Source organism: Paraneptunicella aestuarii, assembly GCF_019900845.1.
Taxonomy (GTDB): Bacteria; Pseudomonadota; Gammaproteobacteria; order Enterobacterales; family Alteromonadaceae; genus Paraneptunicella; species Paraneptunicella aestuarii.
Genome location: NZ_CP074570.1, coordinates 1,820,383 through 1,840,381, shown reverse-complemented (window position 1 = coordinate 1,840,381; position 19,999 = coordinate 1,820,383). Strand labels below are relative to the sequence as shown.

The 19,999-nt window shown below is 44.2% G+C and carries 19 protein-coding genes; 12 read left to right on the top strand and 7 right to left on the bottom strand.

All coding sequences use genetic code 11. The features are described 5' to 3' along the window. The first annotated feature begins 2 nt into the window (after nucleotides 1-2). From KIH87_RS07705 to KIH87_RS07690, 4 genes are all read left to right on the top strand, one after another. Complete coding sequence (locus tag KIH87_RS07705) at nucleotides 3-728, top strand: hypothetical protein (RefSeq protein ID WP_232360948.1); 726 nt, start codon at nucleotides 3-5, stop codon at nucleotides 726-728. Nucleotides 729-850: 122 nt separating this feature from the next. Continuing rightward, on the top strand, nucleotides 851-1,594 hold the full coding sequence (locus KIH87_RS07700; protein ID WP_232360947.1) for an MBL fold metallo-hydrolase: 744 nt from the start codon (nucleotides 851-853) through the stop codon (nucleotides 1,592-1,594). 118 nt (nucleotides 1,595-1,712) lie between these two features. Further along, nucleotides 1,713-3,155: a 30S ribosomal protein S12 methylthiotransferase RimO gene (gene rimO / locus KIH87_RS07695; RefSeq protein ID WP_232360946.1), complete on the top strand. Its 1,443-nt coding sequence runs from the start codon at nucleotides 1,713-1,715 to the stop codon at nucleotides 3,153-3,155. 75 nt (nucleotides 3,156-3,230) lie between these two features. Next, nucleotides 3,231-4,154, top strand: coding sequence for a MaoC/PaaZ C-terminal domain-containing protein (locus KIH87_RS07690; protein ID WP_232360945.1), 924 nt, complete (start codon nucleotides 3,231-3,233; stop codon nucleotides 4,152-4,154). 24 nt (nucleotides 4,155-4,178) lie between these two features. Here KIH87_RS07690 and KIH87_RS07685 read toward each other — a convergent pair whose 3' ends face one another. The 4 genes from KIH87_RS07685 to KIH87_RS07670 all read right to left on the bottom strand — a co-directional run bounded on the left by KIH87_RS07685 (nucleotide 4,179) and on the right by KIH87_RS07670 (nucleotide 8,710). Continuing rightward, nucleotides 4,179-4,874: a hypothetical protein gene (locus KIH87_RS07685; RefSeq protein ID WP_232360944.1), complete on the bottom strand. Its 696-nt coding sequence runs from the start codon at nucleotides 4,872-4,874 to the stop codon at nucleotides 4,179-4,181. After that, nucleotides 4,871-5,428: a cyclic nucleotide-binding domain-containing protein gene (locus KIH87_RS07680; RefSeq protein WP_232360943.1), complete on the bottom strand. Its 558-nt coding sequence runs from the start codon at nucleotides 5,426-5,428 to the stop codon at nucleotides 4,871-4,873. Before KIH87_RS07680 ends, KIH87_RS07685 begins: the two co-directional genes overlap by 4 nt. A 142-nt stretch (nucleotides 5,429-5,570) precedes the next feature. After that, nucleotides 5,571-7,043 (bottom strand): DNA recombination protein RmuC, encoded by a 1,473-nt coding sequence (gene rmuC, locus KIH87_RS07675; protein WP_232360942.1) that lies wholly within the window; start codon nucleotides 7,041-7,043, stop codon nucleotides 5,571-5,573. A 137-nt stretch (nucleotides 7,044-7,180) separates the two neighbouring features. Continuing rightward, the gene (locus tag KIH87_RS07670; RefSeq protein ID WP_232360941.1) at nucleotides 7,181-8,710 is read right to left on the bottom strand and encodes a fumarate hydratase; all 1,530 of its coding nucleotides are present in this window, start codon (nucleotides 8,708-8,710) and stop codon (nucleotides 7,181-7,183) included. Nucleotides 8,711-9,117: 407 nt separating this feature from the next. Here KIH87_RS07670 and pabB point away from each other — a divergent pair, with 407 nt between their 5' ends. The 3 genes from pabB (at nucleotide 9,118) to KIH87_RS07655 (ending at nucleotide 12,667) form a co-directional block, all read left to right on the top strand. Continuing rightward, nucleotides 9,118-10,524 (top strand): aminodeoxychorismate synthase component I, encoded by a 1,407-nt coding sequence (gene pabB / locus KIH87_RS07665; RefSeq protein ID WP_232360940.1) that lies wholly within the window; start codon nucleotides 9,118-9,120, stop codon nucleotides 10,522-10,524. A gap of 39 nt (nucleotides 10,525-10,563) precedes the next feature. Next, nucleotides 10,564-11,139 carry a CoA pyrophosphatase gene (locus KIH87_RS07660; protein WP_232360939.1) on the top strand — a complete coding sequence of 192 codons (576 nt, stop codon included), beginning with the start codon at nucleotides 10,564-10,566 and terminating at the stop codon, nucleotides 11,137-11,139. A gap of 154 nt (nucleotides 11,140-11,293) precedes the next feature. After that, complete coding sequence (locus tag KIH87_RS07655) at nucleotides 11,294-12,667, top strand: L-serine ammonia-lyase (protein WP_232360938.1); 1,374 nt, start codon at nucleotides 11,294-11,296, stop codon at nucleotides 12,665-12,667. A gap of 75 nt (nucleotides 12,668-12,742) precedes the next feature. Here the strand turns inward: KIH87_RS07655 and cysB are convergent, their stop codons facing one another. After that, entirely contained in the window at nucleotides 12,743-13,717 is a 975-nt protein-coding gene (gene cysB / locus KIH87_RS07650; protein ID WP_232360937.1) for an HTH-type transcriptional regulator CysB, read from the bottom strand. A gap of 236 nt (nucleotides 13,718-13,953) precedes the next feature. On the opposite strand from cysB, the gene KIH87_RS07645 reads away from it, so the two are divergent. Then, complete coding sequence (locus KIH87_RS07645; protein WP_232360936.1) at nucleotides 13,954-14,646, top strand: sensor histidine kinase; 693 nt, start codon at nucleotides 13,954-13,956, stop codon at nucleotides 14,644-14,646. Between the two features lie 59 nt (nucleotides 14,647-14,705). Then, nucleotides 14,706-15,467, top strand: coding sequence for a hypothetical protein (locus KIH87_RS07640; RefSeq protein ID WP_232360935.1), 762 nt, complete (start codon nucleotides 14,706-14,708; stop codon nucleotides 15,465-15,467). A gap of 115 nt (nucleotides 15,468-15,582) precedes the next feature. Here KIH87_RS07640 and KIH87_RS07635 read toward each other — a convergent pair whose 3' ends face one another. Beyond that, a complete protein-coding gene (locus KIH87_RS07635; RefSeq protein ID WP_232360934.1) occupies nucleotides 15,583-16,476 on the bottom strand; it encodes a LysR family transcriptional regulator in 894 nt (297 codons plus the stop codon). Nucleotides 16,477-16,583: 107 nt separating this feature from the next. On the opposite strand from KIH87_RS07635, the gene KIH87_RS07630 reads away from it, so the two are divergent. After that, complete coding sequence (locus tag KIH87_RS07630) at nucleotides 16,584-17,294, top strand: CoA transferase subunit A (protein WP_232360933.1); 711 nt, start codon at nucleotides 16,584-16,586, stop codon at nucleotides 17,292-17,294. Nucleotides 17,295-17,296: 2 nt separating this feature from the next. Further along, on the top strand, nucleotides 17,297-17,953 hold the full coding sequence (locus KIH87_RS07625; RefSeq protein ID WP_232360932.1) for a CoA transferase subunit B: 657 nt from the start codon (nucleotides 17,297-17,299) through the stop codon (nucleotides 17,951-17,953). Between the two features lie 72 nt (nucleotides 17,954-18,025). Here KIH87_RS07625 and KIH87_RS07620 read toward each other — a convergent pair whose 3' ends face one another. Further along, nucleotides 18,026-18,349 (bottom strand): TraR/DksA family transcriptional regulator, encoded by a 324-nt coding sequence (locus tag KIH87_RS07620; protein ID WP_232360931.1) that lies wholly within the window; start codon nucleotides 18,347-18,349, stop codon nucleotides 18,026-18,028. A 177-nt stretch (nucleotides 18,350-18,526) separates the two neighbouring features. On the opposite strand from KIH87_RS07620, the gene KIH87_RS07615 reads away from it, so the two are divergent. After that, nucleotides 18,527-19,882, top strand: coding sequence for a DEAD/DEAH box helicase (locus KIH87_RS07615; RefSeq protein ID WP_232360930.1), 1,356 nt, complete (start codon nucleotides 18,527-18,529; stop codon nucleotides 19,880-19,882). The last annotated feature ends 117 nt before the right edge of the window (nucleotides 19,883-19,999 follow it).

Below are 19,999 nucleotides of genomic sequence, written 5' to 3'. Positions count from 1 at the left end.
CAATGCGATCTGTTCTTAACTTTCTGACATTTAGCGCCTTATTCTTCTCTTTAAACAGTTACAGTGAGGAAGCAACAACCAATGCCCTACCCACTTGCTCAGATAAAGCCAGACAGGTAGCAAACAATCCCACAAAAGCAGAATGCAAAGCACTGTTTAATATGGATGAAAGCTGGGAATCGTTGATTTTATGGAGCTGCAATAACTGCCCAAGTGCCGACGGAATGGAAGCAACACAAATGCAAGCAGCAGGCACACTGGCAAAACGCTATAACAGTAAACTGCTAAACCAAACGCCTCTGGGAATTCATTTGGAGCAAGGTATTGATACCGGTCTGCAATGCACTGGCGAAGGAGACTGGAACTCAACCTCAGCCGCTTTTGCTTCATGTGGCGCAGCGGTTCTTCCCAAAACCAGTCCGATTATTCTGGCTGTCATTGGCACGCCCGGAAAATGGACAGAGCAAGATAAGAAATACAGTAATCTCAGCAAGAAAATCTTCTGCCGAGAAGAAAAGGCCAAAATGGAAGCCTTTGAGCGCAATATTCATGTGATCTCACGCGCCACCCATTATGAATACTGCACCGGCGTAGACATTAACACTTGTATCGCCAACCAAAGCCAGTTCCCCACCCCGGTTAAAACCACCGAAGATTACTGCTCATATACCGGCTGCGATGGCAATACCCCGGATGAATATTGCCCGTTGGAAGTGGTGATGAATTAGCTAGTGACCGCAGTGTCTCTTGAATATTGGTGAATGTTTTTGCAGACAGCGCTGAACCATTGCCACACCAATAGCAATGCGCTTAGACTAGGTGTTTAATCGCAAACTCAAAAGACCGTTAAGTGGAAATACACCAAATCCAGGGATACATTCAGTCCATCTATTTCGCCGTTTATGACGACAAGGTTTTACTGTTGGATGGTTGTTGTAGAGCTGACATTAAGCGCATCGAACGCTTTATTACCCAAGAGTTAAACCGCCCTATTGAGCAGCTTAGGGCTGTGGTTGTGTCACATATGCATCCCGATCATGCTGGAGCTGCCAATGCTCTGAAGAAACGCTTTGGTTGTAAGATTATTTCCGGCTTTGCAGAGGGTGAATGGTATAGCGGCATCGACGGCTGGTTGATGTACATGAGCGATATTTTGCTAACGCTGTGGGTCGCCAACCGACTCAAAAAGAAAAAGAAATTGATTTGGTATTCCCGCAAGTTAAACGCAGATCATTTACTTAAAAACAATGATGTTATTCCCGGTTTTGAAGATTGGCAGATTATTGAAACTCAGGGGCATACCGACAGAGACATATCGCTTTTTCATGTCCCCACTCGTAAGGTTTACGTGGCAGATTTGGCGGTAAAAGTCAGAGGAAAATTTATTCCACCGTTTCCGGTTTTCTACCCCAATAGATATCGAAAATCACTTGAGAGAGTTGAACAGTTAAGGCCTTCCAGTGTCATGCTCGCGCATGGTGGAGAAGTTACCGTTAGCCATCAGGAATATTTAAACCTGGTCAGTCTGGCCCCCACAGTACCTGCAACGCATTGGCGTGCAACCAAAGCAAAACTGAAAAAGCTGTTTACCTAAACCAAGTCGTGTTTATCATGGCTTTGAGTTCCTGTATAATCCGCGCGCGCTATTACGTATACAGTACGTATGCAGCGTACATGTACAAGAATTCACCGCAAGTAAAATAAGGCGCAGCATGACAGTTGAACAGTTTAATCCTAACAAAACCACCACGTTAGATACTCCCAAAAAGGTGCTGGAGCAGCAGGCGTCACGTCAGGAAAGCGAATCACAGGACGTTTCTGGCGAAGTATCTCACAATGCCAAAGTGGGTTTTGTTTCTTTGGGCTGCCCTAAAAACCTGGTGGATTCTGAGCGCATTCTAACTCAGCTTCGCACTGAAGGTTATGATGTTGTGCCCACATACCAAGATGCGGATCTGGTGATTGTGAATACCTGTGGCTTTATCGACAGCGCGGTTCAAGAATCGCTGGATACCATTGGTGAAGCCCTTGCTGAAAACGGTAAGGTGATTGTTACTGGCTGTTTGGGTGTGAAAGAAGATGAAATCCGTGAAGTTCACCCCAATGTACTTGCCATTACCGGCCCTCATGCCTATGAAGCCGTAGTGCAACAAGTACACGATAATCTACCTCGCCCTGTACACAATCCTTTTGAACATCTGGTGCCTGAGCATGGTGTCAAACTCACGCCGCGTCATTATGCCTATCTGAAAATATCGGAAGGCTGTAACCACCGCTGTACTTTCTGCATTATTCCAGCCATGCGCGGCGATTTGGTTAGCCGTCCGGTAGGTGACATTTTAAGTGAAGCACAACGCTTACGTGATGCTGGCGTGAATGAATTATTGGTGATTTCTCAGGATACCAGCGCCTATGGCGTGGATGTAAAACATCGTACCGGTTTTTGGGATGGCATGCCGGTAAAAACCGACATGGTTAGCCTTTGCGAACAACTGAGTCATTTAGGGATCTGGGTGCGCTTGCATTATGTTTATCCCTACCCTTCTGTTGATAACGTCATTCCGTTGATGGCTCAAGGGAAAATCCTGCCGTATCTGGATATTCCATTTCAACATGCCAACCATCGAATTCTTAAATTAATGAAGCGCCCTGCGGCGACAGAACGCACACTTGAACGCATTAAAAAGTGGAAAGAGATGTGCCCTGAGCTGGTTATCCGTTCCACCTTTATTGTTGGTTTCCCGGGTGAAACCGAAGAAGAATTCCAGGAATTATTAGATTTTCTGGATGAAGCGCAATTAGACCGTGTTGGCTGCTTTAAATACTCCGATGTTGAAGGCGCTAAAGCAAATGACCTTCCTGACCCGGTTCCAGAAGAGATCAAGCAAGAACGCTATGAGCGCTTTATGGAAAAACAGCAGGCGATTAGCGCGGCGAAGCTACAGAAGCGTATTGGCTGCATTATGATGGTGCTTATCGACGAAGTGGATGACGAAGGCGCGATTGGCAGAACCTACGCTGACGCCCCCGAAATCGACGGTATGGTTTACCTAAATGGTGATATGGAAGTGAACCCGGGTGACTTTGTAGAAGTATTGATTGAACACGCCGACGAGTACGATTTGTGGGGAACCCGAGTAGTCGACGGCGAGTAATAAAAAGCAGGTAATAGAAAGCGAGTAAATTAACGATCCTAAAAAGATCGCTTAACCAACCACTTGAGGAAAGCAATGAAAATTCCTTTTCGTATGATCAGCCATCAAGGGGCAATGTTAAAAACTCTTAGTGGCATTTTGCTTTCTTCAATATTTCCGGTTAACCGCCCTAAAACCAACCCTGCCCAAATTGACGATGTTCATGTTGTTTTGCCTTCACCAAGCGAAGAATTGGTCTCGCAATATCAACAGTGGTGCACCTTTGGTATCGAAACATCAGACAATCTGCGATTTGAACAGAATACTCAACATCTCCCCGCTCATTTGTTCTCCCAGTTTGCACTTTCAGTTTGCGCACAACAGCTAAAACAATTGCGCTACCCATTGCTGGGCATTATTAATCAGGGAGTCGGTCTTGAGGTTATTCACCCTATTCCACTGGGCGAGCCTTTGCATATTACCTGCAAAATGCTTGAGGTTAGCGAAGACGACGGTAAAGCCCGAATTCATCAGCAACTGATCATAGGCACTGCCAATATTCCCCACTGCTATACCGCATCGTTTCATACTGTGTTTATTTTGGGTAGAAGTAAAAAGCCTAAAACCAGCAAAGAGTCTGAAGTGATTGATTTTGAGAAAATTGGTCAATGGACGGTCGAACCAAACGATGGTTGGAACTTTGCCTTACTAACAGGTGATTTTAACCCTATTCACTGGATTGGATTCATTGCCAGATTCTCGCCTTTCAAGCAAAAAGTGCTGCATGGTTTTGGTATGTTTACCCGCAGTATTGAAACCGTACAGCAGCATTTTCAAGCACCAGTTAAAAGCATCCACGTTAGATTTGTCAGCCCAGCCAAGTTGAATAATCAGAAAGTGAGTGTATTAGTTAGTGACGAGAGCAATAGTGAAAACAGCGGCGAGAAAGAAGGTGTTCGCCAGATAGAATTACGAGATGCAAACAATAAACTACTGATGGCGGGTGATATCAGCCTGTAACTTTGTAGTTATAACCCAAAACGCCTACTCACATCCGGTTATAACATCCAAAAGCGTAACCTCGACATCAGAAGCAAACACTTCAAGCAGCACCTTTTGCGCTAAAAACTCAGGGTAAGCATGGTACTTGACTGGCTCTTGTGCATTATACCCTGCCTGGTTAGCGGAAGAGTTCAATACAGCGGCATCCGTCACATTCAAACCAATATCGCCTTTAGCAAAAGGCTGCATAAGAATAGAAAACCCTTGTTGCAAACGAGTAGTATAAGGCAGATATTCACCGCCACCGTTTGCATGCGACAAATAAAACCGTACTTGTGAGCTGTCGGCATCGTATTGAGCAGTTAACGAAAAGTGCTTTTGTTGTTCGTTATGCGGTTTGTTGTGAGCTTCATCATTCATCAATGACAAACGAAGGTATGGAATGCTCATGCTATCTGGAGCATCTTGCGTGCTTTCTGCTTCAATAACGGCTTCACGGGCACTTTGGGTGTACACCTTGTCAAACTGGGCACTCACCTGTACCTGACACAATCCCTTATTCAAGGTTTTCTGCCAAAGACTACTTCCCGATTTTGAGGAAAAATTAAATTGATAAGAATCGGTCACTCTAATTTCAGGCTTGGGAGCAGAAGCGCATCCCCAAAGGCCACCAGCGGCAATAACAGAGAAAGCAGCGATAGAATATCGCTTGGTTAAGTGTGAGGAAAATACCGTCATCGGATATCCTTGCCTTCTTTGGTTGCTACGTCCGCTTGCTTATCAAACACACTGCCTCGCCCTTGCAAACGAGGATCTTCCTCATAATTCTTCACTTTCACTTTGAGCTCGTCGATTTGGTCTTCATAGCGGATCGTGTTGGTATTCATTTTGGTCACGCGCTCAACCAGGCCGGAGATAATCTTGTCTTTAATGGATTCACGAACACGGGAGGGCAGCTTGCGGAAATCATCGGAATTAATCAGCATTACCACCATATTTTCCTTGGCTATCACAGTGGCTGATCGGGGTTCTTTACAGATAAATCCCACTTCACCGATAAACTGACCTGGATGAAGATTACCGATAATCTTTCCTTTATGAAGAACTTCAGCGTTGCCCGCTAAAATGATGTAGAAAAAAGGCTCATGAGCCCCTTCCTTGATAAGTATCTTTTCTTCCTTAATACGCTTTATGTTTCGAGTCATCTTGAGCAAAACTTCCCGTTCAGCAGGCGATAGCCCTGCAAACAAGGGAATTCTGGCTAATATTTCCATCAGCTTAATTTTGTTCATCTGGACATACTCTGGATCAGCATTTCAACCAGCCGAATCACTTCCTTTCAAACTCAAATGGGTACAAAAGCGACAATAGACGCAAATTTATGATTTGTATAGCGGATTTCCATCCTGTTGTACTCTATGGCAAGAAAAAGCGCTACTCATCATCTGCTTGTTCTAACAAGTTTTTATCCAGTTTTTTGGATGTTTGAACACCCAGATTTCGAAACTCTTCGGCACGACGAACCAGATTGCCTCTTCCTGAATACAACTTCTTACAAGCCTCATCATAACGCTTCTGCACGGTTCCCAAATTGTCCCCCAGTTTTTCCATATCTGAGACAAATCCATGAAACTTGTCGTACAAAGCCGCGGCTTTCTCTGCGATTTGCTGCGCATTTTGATTCTGATATTCATACTGCCAAATATTATTGATAGTGCGTAACGCCACCATCAGGTTAGTTGGGCTAACCAGCATAATATTCGAGTCCATTGCCAATTTAATCAAATCCGGCTCTTGGTCGATCGCCAGCAAATAAGCCGGCTCCACTGGTACAAACATCAACACATAATCCAATGTTTTGATGCCTGATAACTTCTGATAATCCTTTTTACTCAACTCTTTAATATGGGTGCGAATGGAGCTGACATGTTCCTTGAGGAAGCTTTTCTTTAACTCTGCATCTTCGGTATTGAAGTATTGCTCATAAGCACTCAACGACACTTTGGAGTCGATAATAACGTCTTTATCATGAGGCAAATGCACAACCACATCCGGTTTAAAGGCTTTGCCATGCTCATCTTTAAACTGCCCCTGCGTATCGAATTCATGGCCTTCACGCAAACCGGATTCCGCTAAAATGCGCTCTAATACCACTTCACCCCAGTTACCTTGCTGTTTGTTGTCGCCTTTCAAGGCTTTGGTTAATGCGGCGGCTTCATGCGTGATCTTCTGATTCAGTTCACGCAAATTCAAAATTTCGGTTTTAAGTGACGCTCTTTCCTGACCATCACGGATATGCTGATCCGACACCTGCTTTTTGAAGCTTTCTATCTGCTCTTTTAATGGCGTGAGCAAGGCGTCCATTCCAGCTTTGTTGGTTTCCGCAAACTTCTCGGATTTCTGTTGGAAAATCTTGTTCGCCAGGTTCTCAAATTGCGTTTGTAGCTGAACTTCTGCCTGCTTTAGCAATTCCAGCTTTTCTTCGTTGGCTTTATTTTCCTGTGCATGCTTCGCAAGTGCGGCTTGCAGTTGGCTGTCTAACTCAGCCACAGCCTGTTGGCTATTCTCATAGCGTTGCTGCCAATGAGCACTTTGTTCTTTAAGGACTGGCACTTGCGAAGCCTGTTCTTGAAACCGAGCGTTATCTTTCTCCAACTCCGTGTTTCGATGGCGCATATCGGATATTTCATCCTGAATACGCTCCATATCCATTTTCATTGCCTGTACCTGTTGCTGTAGAAAAGAGCGTTCCTTTTCAATAGATGCCATATTCAAGTGAGTTTGCTGTAACTTCTCCGCTTCCCCTTGTAATAGCTGAGATTGCTTTTGGCGCTGTATCAGCATGCCAATAGCAAGTCCACTGGCTAAGGCAATAACGGCAATGATCACAATGACAAGTTCAGACATGAAGGTTTTCGTTCCTGGTTAGTTCAGTATGATGTTCAAAACAAAAGCGAGCCGTTATTGTCTAACAAACTCGCTTTTTCAATCAATGACCTGATTGTTTTTATTTGATTTTCAATGAGTTGAAAATAATGCTTGGACTATTTGCTCAGCGCCTTGTCTAACTCTTCGATTTTCGCTTTCCAAATCGCAGGGCCAGTTTCATGCGCGTTAGCACCCGTGCTATCTACCGCTACGGTGACGGGCATATCTTCCACTTCAAACTCATAAATCGCTTCCATTCCCAAGTCTTCAAACGCAACAACACGCGCTTTCTTGATGGCTTTAGAAACCAGATACGCCGCACCACCAATCGCCATTAGGTAAACAGACTTGTGCTTCGCGATGCTTTCTACCGCCGCAGGGCCACGCTCAGCTTTACCGATCATGCCGATAAGGCCGGTTTGCTCCAGCATCATATCAGTGAATTTATCCATACGAGTTGCTGTTGTAGGGCCAGCGGGGCCAACCACTTCGTCACCGACTGCATCAACCGGGCCTACGTAGTAAATGAGTTTATTGGTGAAATCGACGCCTTCTGGCAATCCTTCACCGCTTTCCAGCATGGTTTGAATGCGTTTATGAGCCGCATCACGCCCAGTCAGAATTGTGCCTGACAACAGAACAGTTTCGCCCATTTTCCATTCTTGAATGTCTGCTGGGGTCAAGGTATCAACATTCACACGACGAGTATTCTCACCCACTTCCCAAGTCACTTCTGGCCAATCTTCCAACTTGGGCGCTTTCAATTCAGCAGGGCCGCTACCATCCAAATGGAAATGAACATGGCGCGTTGCCGCACAGTTCGGGATCATCACAACCGGTTTGGATGCAGCATGAGTTGGAACGGATTTAATTTTAATATCAACAACCGTAGTTAAGCCGCCCAAACCTTGAGCGCCAATACCCAGTTTGTTGACCTTGTCGAAGATTTCCAAACGCAGTTTTTCTTCTGTGGTTTCCGCGCCGCGATCCATTAATTCCTGAATATCAACAGGATCCATCAAACTTTCTTTTGCCAATACCGCAGCTTTCTCTGCTGTACCACCAATACCAATACCTAACATGCCTGGCGGACACCATCCAGCGCCCATACTTGGCAAGGTTTTAACAACCCAATCTGCAATCGAATCGCTTGGGTTAAGCATGACCATTTTGGATTTGTTCTCTGAACCGCCGCCTTTCGCAGCGATCATCACTTCAATCTCGTCACCAGGAACCAGATCAATATGCACAACGGCTGGCGTATTGTCTTTGGTGTTGGTACGGCTACCCGCAGGATCCGCAACAATGGATGCACGAAGCGGGTTGTCAGGGTTGGTGTATGCGCGGCGAGTGCCTTCGTCCACCATTTCCTGTACCGTCATATCGGTTTTATCCCATTGCACGCCCATTCCCACTTTCACGAAGCAGGTAACGATACCCGTGTCCTGACAAATAGGACGTTTACCTTCGGCAGACATGCGAGAGTTAATGAGAATTTGCGCCATTGCGTCTTTAGCCGCCTGACTTTGCTCCTTCTCATAAGCCTTTTCCACAGCTTTAACGTAATCAAGAGGGTGATAATAGGAGATGAATTGCAAAGCATCTTCGATGCTGTCAATAAAGTCCTGTTGACGAATAACGGTCATGTGTGCCTCGTAAAAAATATCATGATTGCCTAACATTCGGCTTAAAACTCAGACTGTCTATCACTTAGGTAGAAATAGATAGAAAAGAGCTTTAACCCTGAATTTGAGATAGGAATTTGCTCTTTAGTTAATCCTGAAAGATAGCTCAACAACTCACTCGCCGAGAAACCTTTACGCAAAACGAATTCCTATCTCCACTGCGTGTTTCTAAGTAATAGCACAATATGATAACCTGCTTGCCTTTCATGCTCCATGACAAACGCACTTTTTCCTTGTTCAAATCACAGTCGCACCATGCTTTATTTCCGGCACGCAGGCCAGACTTAAACCATACAGAGCAAGTGATTCAACGAGTGACTTAACAAGAAAAACAAAAAGTGCCGCTTTAGATCGATTTAAGAAAATTAATGCATAAGATTCAGATACAACAACTTGCATCCGGCATCAAAACAAACATTGATGTCGATATCACCCAATTATTTAAGCCTTTTAGGCAATTAACGGGGGCAATTTTACTGGATTCAACCCAGAGCCAACATCAGGACGCACGCTTTGATATTTTTGTCGCAGAACCCATTGCGACTATTACCATTGAACAAGAACATTGCCAGTTGGACTCCAAATTCCCGTTGCCTGATGTTGAAGCATTAAGCGTTATAGACACAATCACTGCGGTTCAAAACAGGTTATTTGAAAACACATCGAATCCCGATACTCACCTACCATTCATTGTGGGCGCTATGGGCTACTTTGGTTACGACTGGGGCAAAGGACTGGAAAAGGTCGATAATGTATCAGCCAATGAATATCACACGCCGGGATTGCAAGTAGGCATTTACAGTTGGTCGGTTATTAAGGATAAAGCAAATAATGGGTTTTATTTCTGTTATCACCCCAACTACCCTCACCCAAGCAAAACCTATCTGGAATCGCTGTTTAATATCGAGCAACAGGAAGAGCACGCTGAACCATTTACATTGCAGAAAGAATGGCACAGCAATCTAAGTAAAGAAGAATACATATCCTGCCTGAACCGTATTCATGAATACTTGCTAGCGGGCGATTGCTACCAGATTAACATGGCACAACGTTTTGCCAGTGAATATTCCGGTGATGAATGGATGGCCTATGAAATGCTACGCAATGCCAACAGTGCACCATTTTCGGCCTATGTGAATACCCAACATGGTGCAATTTTAAGCATTTCGCCCGAGCGTTTTCTTGCAGTAAAAGACAACATTGTCGAGACCAAGCCCATAAAGGGCACGCGTCCGAGAATGCCTGAAGCCCAAAACGATTTAGAGATGGCAAAAGAATTGCAAAGCTCTCCTAAAGATCGTGCTGAAAATCTGATGATTGTCGATTTACTGAGAAATGATTTGAGTAAAAATTGTCAGCCAGGAAGCGTAAACGTGCCTAAACTGTTTGATATAGAAAGCTTTCCTGCGGTTCATCATTTAGTTAGCACAGTCACCGGGAAGTTGAAATCAGATTGTTCGCCCTTACAACTGCTACAAGATGCATTTCCCGGCGGTTCCATTACTGGAGCTCCCAAAATAAGGGCGATGCAAATTATTGAGGAGTTGGAACCGAATCATCGTCATATTTATTGTGGCAGTATTGGTTACTTGGGTATCAATCAAGATATGGACAGCAACATCTGCATACGCACCTTGTTGTTGGAAAACAATAACATATATTGTTGGGCTGGCGGCGGCATTGTAGCTGACTCTAAACCAGAACTGGAATATCAGGAAACATTAGACAAAGTGGCTAAAATACTGCCGTTACTGGCAACACAGCAGAAGCCATGATTTAGTACAAACATGAATGTCTAGAGGTACAACACTTTGATGAACGAAGCGCAGTTTTTACAACGGTTTCACCACCTGCGTAGAATTGAAGATGAACAAGATTTTCCGCTCAGACGAGCAGGAAAAAAAGCCGCAGTGCTCTGCCCGGTTGTCTGTCGGGACGAGTTAACTGTGCTGTTCACCAAGCGTGCTTCTCACTTAAAACACCATGCCGGACAAATCTGTTTTCCGGGTGGACGCCACGAAGATTACGATAGCTGCCTGAAAGAAACGGCCTTAAGAGAAACCGAAGAAGAAATCGGTTTGTCACGTCAGTACACCAAGATTATTGGCAATTTGCAGTCGTTTCGCACCGTTTCAGGGTACGAGGTCACGCCCTATGTTGGCTTAATCGAGCCTTATTTTGATCTGGAGCTCGACCGGAATGAAGTTGAGCAGGTATTTGAAGTTCCGTTGTCTTACTTGGTCGACAAGCGCAACCACATTGCAGAACCCGTGCATCGCAATGGTGTCGATTACTCCATTTACTTCATTCCCTGGGAAGATACTTATATTTGGGGAGCGACAGCGGCATTTGTGAGAATTCTGTCGAACCATTTGACTGAAAATTTATAACCCCAAAGCGCAACTTTCATTACTCTGAAAACCACTTTAGAAACAAATCTTTACAGTAAGAGACTATGTCGCTTCGCTGGTCAGCCTTCCCCGTTGCTCATTGTCGAGCCACAATAGCAATTAAACGATTAAAGTAACCTACCCTGCGACTTCAATGATAAGTGTTTTTGATATGTTCAGTATCGGGATTGGCCCTTCCAGCTCCCATACTGTCGGCCCCATGCGGGCAGCTCATGATTTTATTAATGTACTCAAACGCAAAGAGCTTTTTGAGCAAGTGAATAGTGTCACTGTAGAACTCTTTGGTTCACTGGGACAAACCGGCAAAGGGCACGGTACTGGAAAAGCCGTTATTCTAGGCTTACTGGGTGAAACTCCAGAAACCGTAGACGCCGATCAAGTCGATCAAATGCTTGCTACAGTGGCGAATACCGAACAACTAATGCTAAACGGCACTCAGGCAATTCAATTTCCTCGTGAAAATGCCATCGTCTTTCATCGTCGCAAATGCTTACCTTTGCATAGCAATGGCATGACCTTACGTGCATTCTCAGCCGGGAAAGAAGTGGCCTGCCAATCTTATTACTCCATTGGTGGCGGCTTTATTATTAAAGCGGAAGATTTCGAGCAAGAAAAAATAACCGCGTTAAAGCACGCAGAGCAAGATGTTCCCTATTCTTTTGAAAGCGCCGCAGAGCTTATTGGTAAATGCAAAGAGAATGGATTCAGCATCAGCACACTAATGATGAAAAACGAGCAGGTCTTTCAGTCCAAAGAACAAGTGCTGGATAAGCTCTGGTCTATCTGGCAAGTGATGCAAGCTTGTATAGAGCGCGGCATTACAACGGAAGGTATTTTGCCAGGCGGGCTTAAAGTCACCCGCCGAGCACCCGGTTTATATCGCCGTTTATGTAATGAAAAAACGCAAGATCCCATGCAAACCATGGACTGGGTGAATATGTTTGCATTGGCGGTTAATGAAGAAAATGCCGCTGGCGGACGTGTAGTCACCGCACCCACCAATGGAGCAGCGGGCATTATTCCAGCAGTGCTCAGTTACTACGACAAATTTGTTCGTCCTGTCGATCGAGAAACAGCCGCGCGCTTTTTACTCTGCGCCGCAGCCATCGGCATCCTTTACAAGAAAAATGCGTCTATTTCTGGCGCGGAAGTAGGCTGTCAGGGAGAAGTCGGCGTCGCCTGTTCAATGGCAGCAGGTGCATTAACCGAAATCCTGGGAGGTTCTCCTGATTCAGTAGAAAATGCTGCGGAAATCGGCATGGAGCACAATTTGGGATTAACCTGTGATCCGGTCGGCGGTTTAGTTCAGGTTCCCTGTATTGAACGTAATGCCATGGGTGCAATCAAGGCGATTAACGCCTCTCGCTTGGCATTACGCGGTACAGGTGTGCAAAAAGTCACGCTGGATAAAGTCATTAAAACCATGTGGGACACAGGTAATGACATGAAGTCCAAATACAAAGAAACCGCTCGAGGCGGTTTGGCTGTGAATATTATTGAGTGTTAAAACGCTAATTAAATGATGTGCTTCTTGCTTAAAAGCCTGAGCACATCATTTTTATTTAGCCTGAGCTGTTGCGGACTATTGCAAAGGCAGTGTTAAGCCTCGGAACATCTTCTCAATTTCATCATTATTCTTCTGCGTCATGGCGCGCTCGATCACATCCTTGGTCAAATGTGGGGCAAAACGCTCGATGAAATCATACATATAGCTACGCAAAAACGAACCTTTACGGAAACCAATCTTGGTTGTGCTGTAATCAAATAGATGGCTCGCTTCAATTTTCACCAAATCTTCATCCAGACGCTCGTCAATCGCCATTGTCGCGATAACACCAATGCCCACACCTAAGCGAACATAAGTCTTGATAACGTCAGCGTCAGTGGCTGTGAAGACGATTTTAGGCTCTAGCCCTGCGCGAGAAAAAGCCTCGTCCAACTCAGAGCGCCCCGTAAAGCCAAACACATAAGTGACCAACGGATATTGAGCAATATCTTCAATGGTAATGCTTTCTTTGCGTGCCAATGGATGATCGCGATTTACGATAATACTGCGATTCCAATGGTAGCAAGGTAACATCACCAAATCGTTATATAGATGGAGAGCTTCAGTTGCGATAGCGAAATCAGCCTCACCTTTGGCAACCAAATCACTGATCTGTGACGGCGTACCCTGATGCATGTGCAAAGATACATTAGGATATTTTTGCATGAAGCCTTTGATTACCGCAGGCAACGCATAACGAGCCTGGGTATGAGTAGTGGCAATATTCAGTTTGCCTTGATCTGGCAGGGTATGTTCACGAGAAACGGCTTTGATACTTTCAACCTTGGCCAAAATTTCCCGGGCAATGTTAATAATGTCTTTACCCGCATCAGTAACGTGAGTTAAGTGCTTGCCACTACGACCAAAGATCTGCACTCCCAACTCATCTTCAAGCATTCTTACCTGCTTTGAAATGCCTGGCTGGCTGGTGTACAAACTTTCAGCCGTCGCGGAGACATTCAGGTTGTTGTTGAGTACTTCTACTATGTATCGTAGCTGCTGTAACTTCATGATTTGACCAACCTAACTCTTCTTTCTTTAAATTTTATTATGCAAATTATATATACCTACGGAAGAATTAATTCCATAAGTTTTTAAAAAAAATTCCACATTTCCCAATTTTTCGCCTTTTGAAATAATAAGTTATGGCGTAAAACGACATAAAAATGATTATGTTTGACCCATCTTAAGAGTCGCAATAAGATAACCAGGTTAATAGAACTCGAAATAGCAAAAACCTTGTAACCATGACAGATCGCAACAACCGTATAGATTTTTCTGCCGTGCTCGCTTCGGCGGTACACGACATGAAGAACTCGTTGCTTCTGCTCATGCAATCCATTGAAAACATGGGCGAATATTTTCCCGTCGGAACAAAGCAAGGCGATCAAATTGCTACGGTTCAATATGAAGCATCAAGGCTAAATACCGGGTTAGCACAGCTACTTTCCTTGTATAGAGTCAAGCTGGATCAGCTACCGTTAAACATTCAGGAACACTTTGTCGAAGATATTCTGGATGAACTTTTTGCAGCGAATCAAAACTACATCAGCCACAAAAACATCAAGTTGACCGTTGAAAAGCCAGAAGACGATATGTCTTGGTATCTGGATGCGGATCTCATTAATGTTATGCTCAATGATGTACTTATTAATGCAATGCGATACGGTAATAATGAAATATTGATACACGCAAACGAGAAAGATGACTATTTTGTGATTACTATTGAAGATGATGGTCCGGGTTATCCCGATATTATGCTAAAGAACAATGAAACTAACATGCGCGACTTCAATATTAGTAGTGGTCGAACAGGTTTAGGACTTTTTTTTGCTAGAATGATTGCAGAAGCTCACATAAATGGCGATAAAAAGGGAAGCGTTCATTTGGCGAATGGTGGTTCGCTTGGGGGTAGTGTATTTACGCTGAAATTACCGTAAGATTTCACTACACGTCCAGGTAAGAACGCAAATAATAAAAGACGGGATACTCAAAACGAATGTTTACAATAGTTATTATTTTAATTGTTACGTTGATAGTGTTGGCAATAATGATCAACGCCATTCAGCAACACAAAGAAAAAGTTGAAGCCGAGCGACGTACCGAGATTGCCAAGCAAAAATCTATTGTCGATGAGACAGAAAACGTCTTATTGGCTTCCGGTCAAATTCCTGTTTCCCCTAACCTCGCACTCATCATGCATAAACGCATATACAATGCGTTGAAGATCATTCTGGAACTTAACCCCAAAGCCGCAGATATTAAGCAGCGAGTTAAAGAATCCAGTGAAAGAATTAACAATATTACGCCCAGTCCCGCAGAAGTTGACGAAAACATCACTCTCCCGGATAACGATAAGCAAATCATTCTTTGTATTCAAAGCCTCAAGAAACTTCGCGCCCTGCTCCGTTCTGAGCACAGCAAAGGTAAAGTGGACACACAAACCTTTATTGCCGAAGACAAACGACTGGATAGAATGCAGTTGCGAGTCAACGTAGACACGCTTTATCGTAGAGCCGACTCCGCAATTAAATCACAAATGATGGGTTCTGCTCGCCAATATTTGGAAAAAGCCATTATCGCCTTGAGCAACTTTCCTGCTCAAGACGAGTACACCAAAACCAAGAAAGCTCACCTTGAGCAGTTACTGAATCAGATCCAGGAGAACCTGCGTAATTCAAACGCAGAAGATGCCGCCAGACGTCTTGAAAAAGAAAAAGACGAATTGGATGTCTTGTTTGCACCCAAGAAAAAATGGTAAAACAGCCAAAGTAATAAAAATACCGAGTAATGTTGAGCTGTCGGGCAACTTACGCACCCCGCCCGACGGCTTACTTCCCCAAGTTTTCCCATCTCTTTCTATCTCTATACTAAAGTTAAATATCAAACTTCTCAGCCAGTAATAACTCCATAAACGCATTCGCCGCCACAGACAAACTGCCCCGCTGACGCCGAACAATGCCAACCTGTTTAATCAAACCACTGTTGCGAATAGGTCGACACACCAAACCTTTGTTTTCCATTTGAATACGGCACAAGGCTGGCACGACCGAGATCCCCATACCAACTGCAACGAATTGCCCTAACGTTACTAACTGCCCGGCTTCGGCTGTTATATTCAAGGTTAGATTGTGCTCAACTGAAGCTTCATCGATCCAGCGTCGCATCGTTGAGCCCCAGTTCATAGCAACAAAGGGAAATGCACTGATTTGGTCCCAATCCACTTCGTTTTGCAACGCTAGCTCGTGTTCAGGCTGACAGATCAAAACACAGTCATTATCAAACAAAGGCAAGAAGTCCAAACCATCAAGGGTATCGCTTTCGAAAGTAATACCCAGCTCTGCACGAGATTCTCTGACTGCATTCATTGCTGATTCCATAACAACGTCTTGTACTGAAATACTGATGTTGGGATAAGAATCATGAAACGCCAGTAACACCTTAGGCAGCATGGTGTCTGCAAACGACGGCATAACGGCAATAGTGAGTTTCCCTTTTTGCAAACTAAACAGGTTATTCAAATCGGAGCAGGCTTCTTCCCAATCTTGCAATAACCGTTTGGCAACCGGAAAAAACTCCTGTCCTTCAGGTGTGAGTTCCACTTTACGTGTTGAACGGCTGAACAAAGCCCCCCCAATGGTTTGTTCCAAGTTGCGAATAGCAATCGATAAGGCAGGCTGCGAAACATGTAATCGCTCAGCCGCTTCGGCATAGTTGCGACATTGTGCTACTTTCACAAAGGCTTTAACTTGTTTTAATGAGATATTCATCAGCGCAATTTAATAAAATTTATTTATTAATTAAGAAATTTATTTAATTTTACATATTAACAACTGTTTCCAATAATGATAACAAATTCATAAACTGCGGAGTAAAAATGGCAGGTTTCAATAAAGTGGTCACCAGTTACGAAGAAGCCATGGCTGGTCTGACTGACGACATGACCATCATTGCAGGCGGATTCGGCCTATGCGGTATTCCTGAAGGATTAATCGCTCAAATCAAAAAGATGGGTGTAAAAGGCTTAACCATCGTTTCCAACAACTGTGGTGTTGATGGTTTTGGCTTGGGCATCTTACTTGAAGATCGCCAAATCAAGAAAATGGTATCTTCTTATGTCGGTGAAAATGCTGAATTTGAAAAGCAGCTGATGTCTGGCGAATTGGAAGTTGAATTGACTCCTCAAGGTACGCTTGCTGAAAGAATGCGTGCTGGCGGTGCAGGTATCCCCGGTTTCTATACTGCAACGGGTTACGGTACACCAGTCGCTGAAGGCAAAGAAGTGCGTGAATTCAATGGTCGTAAATACATTCTTGAAGAAGGTATTGTAGGCGACTTCGCTATCGTTAAGGCTTGGAAAGCAGACAGACTAGGCAACTGTATTTATCGCGACACAGCAATGAACTTCAACCCTATGGCAGCCACTGCTGGCAAAATCACCGTTCTGGAAGTTGAAGAAATTGTTGAGCCTGGTGAGTTGAAACCTACCGAAATTCATACTCCGGGTATTTTCATTGATCGCGTTATTCAAGGCACTTTCGAGAAGCGTATCGAGCGTCGAGTAACCCGTCCGGCAGGAGGAAACTAATCATGGCATTATCAAGAGACCAAATCGCTATGCGTGTAGCGAGAGAATTCAAAGATGGTGATTATGTCAATCTCGGCATTGGTATTCCTACTCTGGCAGCTAACTACGTCCCTGACGATATTCACGTTATGTTGCAATCGGAAAACGGCTTGTTAGGTATGGGCCCTTACCCGACTGAAGAACAGGTTGACGCTGACATGATTAACGCTGGTAAAGAAACAGTTACCGCAGCCGTTGGCGCTTCGATCTTCAACTCTGCCGACAGCTTTGCCATGATCCGTGGTGGTCACGTTGATGTCACTGTACTGGGTGCATTTGAAGTAGACGTAAACGGCAACATCGCTTCCTGGATGATCCCGGGCAAGCTGGTCAAAGGTATGGGTGGCGCAATGGACTTGGTAGCCGGTGCGCAAAACATCATTGTTACCATGACTCATGCAAACAAAGATGGTGAGTCGAAATTGTTGAAAGAGTGTACGTTGCCACTAACAGGTGTTAACTGTATTACTCGTATCATCACAGACCTGGCTGTTTTGGAAGTACGCAACAAAGCGTTTTATCTGATTGAAAGAGCGCCAGGTGTATCGGTTGAAGAGATTAAAGCGAAAACTGAAGGTGAATTAGTCGTAGAAGGCGACGTCCCTGAAATGCAGTTCTAATTTCTAGTCTGATTAATAGAAAAGCCATCCTTGGTGTTGCCAAGGATGGCTTTCTTTTGATGGCTTTCTTTTTTAGCTATCGTCACTGGCGCACTTTGAGCAAAGAGTGGTATAAGGCAACACCTGTAAACGTTCTTTGCTAATATCCTGACCACAATCAAGGCATTTACCATATCGACCACAATCCAGTAAATGCAATGCTTTGGTTATTTGCTCCAGTTCCACAATCGCTTCATTTTGCAAAGCACTTAGCACTTCATCATTTTCAGATTCAGTGGCTAATTCCTCAAAGTCATCGTCCCTTTCCCTGCGAAAATCCAGATCAATCATGGAAACCCTACGCTGTAAGCGACGTTGTTTACTCAATAAGATCTCACGGGTTTGATTTGTATTCATAAGCAATTACAGACCTCTATAAATCTTTGCTAAGCCTAGTCGCTGTCGTAAAAATGAGTTTTGATCTACCGCAAATTGCCTGTAAATGATTAGAGTGTGTTATTAATTCGCACAATGTATATCTCTAAGATTGGTATATCCGTATAATGACCGCATTCATCGTTTCCGAGCACCATAGTGTTATTTTCTGATTTACCCTTAGACAACCGTCTTCAAAAAATCCTGGCATTAAAAGAGTTCACCACGGTAACTCCCATTCAACAACAAGCCATTCCACACGCCTTATTAGGAAAGGATCTACTGGCCTCATCCAAAACGGGCTCAGGAAAAACGCTGGCATTTTTGATCCCCGCTATTCACAGAACCTTAACGCAAAAGGCATTAAGTAAACGTGATGCAAGAGTGTTGGTACTAGCCCCCACTCGCGAACTTGCCAAGCAGGTATTCAACGAGTTATTGCAACTGATCAAGAATACCCCTTTGAAAGCTGCGCTATTGGTTGGTGGAGACAATTACAACGATCAAGCCAAAACCATGAACAAAAACCCGGCTTTCGTTGTTGGCACGCCAGGGCGCGTGGCTGACCATTTACAGGGCAAGAGCTTATTTCTAAATGGCTTGGAAATGCTGATTCTGGATGAAGCTGACCGAATGTTGGATTTGGGTTTTCAGGAGCAACTGAAACAGATCAACCAGGCCGCTGATCATCGTAAACGCCAAACCATGATGTTCTCGGCAACTATGCACAGCGTATTAGTAAACGACTTGGCATCAGAGTTACAAAAACAACCATTGCACATCAACATTGATGCCAGTGATCAGGCAAACGCCGATATCAAGCAACACTTCTATTTTGCGGATCACATTGAGCACAAGGAGCTATTGCTTAAACACCTGTTAAACAAGGAGTCCTTTAAGCAAGCGATTATCTTCACCGCTACGCGCGAAGACACCTCCCGTTTAAGCGAACTGTGCCAAAAATGGGGTATCAACAGCACGGCGCTCAGTGGTGAGCTGATTCAAAGCAAACGTGCTGCCATCATGCAGGATTTCTCTCTGAACAAGCATCAGTTATTAGTCACAACTGACGTGGCATCCAGAGGACTGGACATTCCAACGGTATCGTTGGTGATCAACTTTGACTTACCTAAAACAGCCGATGAATACATTCACCGCATTGGTCGTACAGGTCGTTCTGGTAACGAAGGCACCGCAATTGCTCTGGTAGGCCCGAAAGACTGGCGTACCTTTACTCTATTGAAACAACAGCTACAACAAGAGTTTAACTTTGAGACAGTAGAAGAATTACCGGCTAAATTTTCAGGTTTCAAAGAAAACCAACCGAGACCTTCTGGTAACAAACAGAGTGACGGGAAATCAGGTTCGGCTGCCGTTAAGAAAAAACCAAGAAAGACTGTACTGGTTAAAACAATGGAAGGAAAAGATGTGGGTGATGCACCATTCTTAAAGAAGAAAAAGCGCCCTACGCTTGATCAAGAAATACAGGATTTCGATGACGATATCGAAGATTAATCGTCAATAGCCAACAAAGGGCTCTCAAAAAGAACGGACGCAAAAAGAAAATAAGCAAAAAGAAAGGGCGCTGATAAATATCAGCGCCCTTTCAATATAAAAAGCAATTAAAAGCAG

Excerpts from the sequence above, each read along its gene's own strand:
- KIH87_RS07705 (WP_232360948.1), top strand. The coding sequence starts at position 3 with ATGCGATCTGTTCTTAACTTTCTGACATTTAGCGCCTTATTCTTCTCT.
- rimO (WP_232360946.1), top strand. The coding sequence starts at position 1,713 with ATGACAGTTGAACAGTTTAATCCTAACAAAACCACCACGTTAGATACT.
- KIH87_RS07690 (WP_232360945.1), top strand. The coding sequence starts at position 3,231 with ATGAAAATTCCTTTTCGTATGATCAGCCATCAAGGGGCAATGTTAAAA.
- KIH87_RS07685 (WP_232360944.1), bottom strand. The coding sequence starts at position 4,874 with ATGACGGTATTTTCCTCACACTTAACCAAGCGATATTCTATCGCTGCT.
- KIH87_RS07680 (WP_232360943.1), bottom strand. The coding sequence starts at position 5,428 with ATGAACAAAATTAAGCTGATGGAAATATTAGCCAGAATTCCCTTGTTT.
- rmuC (WP_232360942.1), bottom strand. The coding sequence starts at position 7,043 with ATGTCTGAACTTGTCATTGTGATCATTGCCGTTATTGCCTTAGCCAGT.
- KIH87_RS07670 (WP_232360941.1), bottom strand. The coding sequence starts at position 8,710 with ATGACCGTTATTCGTCAACAGGACTTTATTGACAGCATCGAAGATGCT.
- pabB (WP_232360940.1), top strand. The coding sequence starts at position 9,118 with ATGCATAAGATTCAGATACAACAACTTGCATCCGGCATCAAAACAAAC.
- KIH87_RS07660 (WP_232360939.1), top strand. The coding sequence starts at position 10,564 with ATGAACGAAGCGCAGTTTTTACAACGGTTTCACCACCTGCGTAGAATT.
- KIH87_RS07655 (WP_232360938.1), top strand. The coding sequence starts at position 11,294 with ATGATAAGTGTTTTTGATATGTTCAGTATCGGGATTGGCCCTTCCAGC.
- cysB (WP_232360937.1), bottom strand. The coding sequence starts at position 13,717 with ATGAAGTTACAGCAGCTACGATACATAGTAGAAGTACTCAACAACAAC.
- KIH87_RS07645 (WP_232360936.1), top strand. The coding sequence starts at position 13,954 with ATGACAGATCGCAACAACCGTATAGATTTTTCTGCCGTGCTCGCTTCG.
- KIH87_RS07640 (WP_232360935.1), top strand. The coding sequence starts at position 14,706 with ATGTTTACAATAGTTATTATTTTAATTGTTACGTTGATAGTGTTGGCA.
- KIH87_RS07635 (WP_232360934.1), bottom strand. The coding sequence starts at position 16,476 with ATGAATATCTCATTAAAACAAGTTAAAGCCTTTGTGAAAGTAGCACAA.
- KIH87_RS07630 (WP_232360933.1), top strand. The coding sequence starts at position 16,584 with ATGGCAGGTTTCAATAAAGTGGTCACCAGTTACGAAGAAGCCATGGCT.
- KIH87_RS07625 (WP_232360932.1), top strand. The coding sequence starts at position 17,297 with ATGGCATTATCAAGAGACCAAATCGCTATGCGTGTAGCGAGAGAATTC.
- KIH87_RS07620 (WP_232360931.1), bottom strand. The coding sequence starts at position 18,349 with ATGAATACAAATCAAACCCGTGAGATCTTATTGAGTAAACAACGTCGC.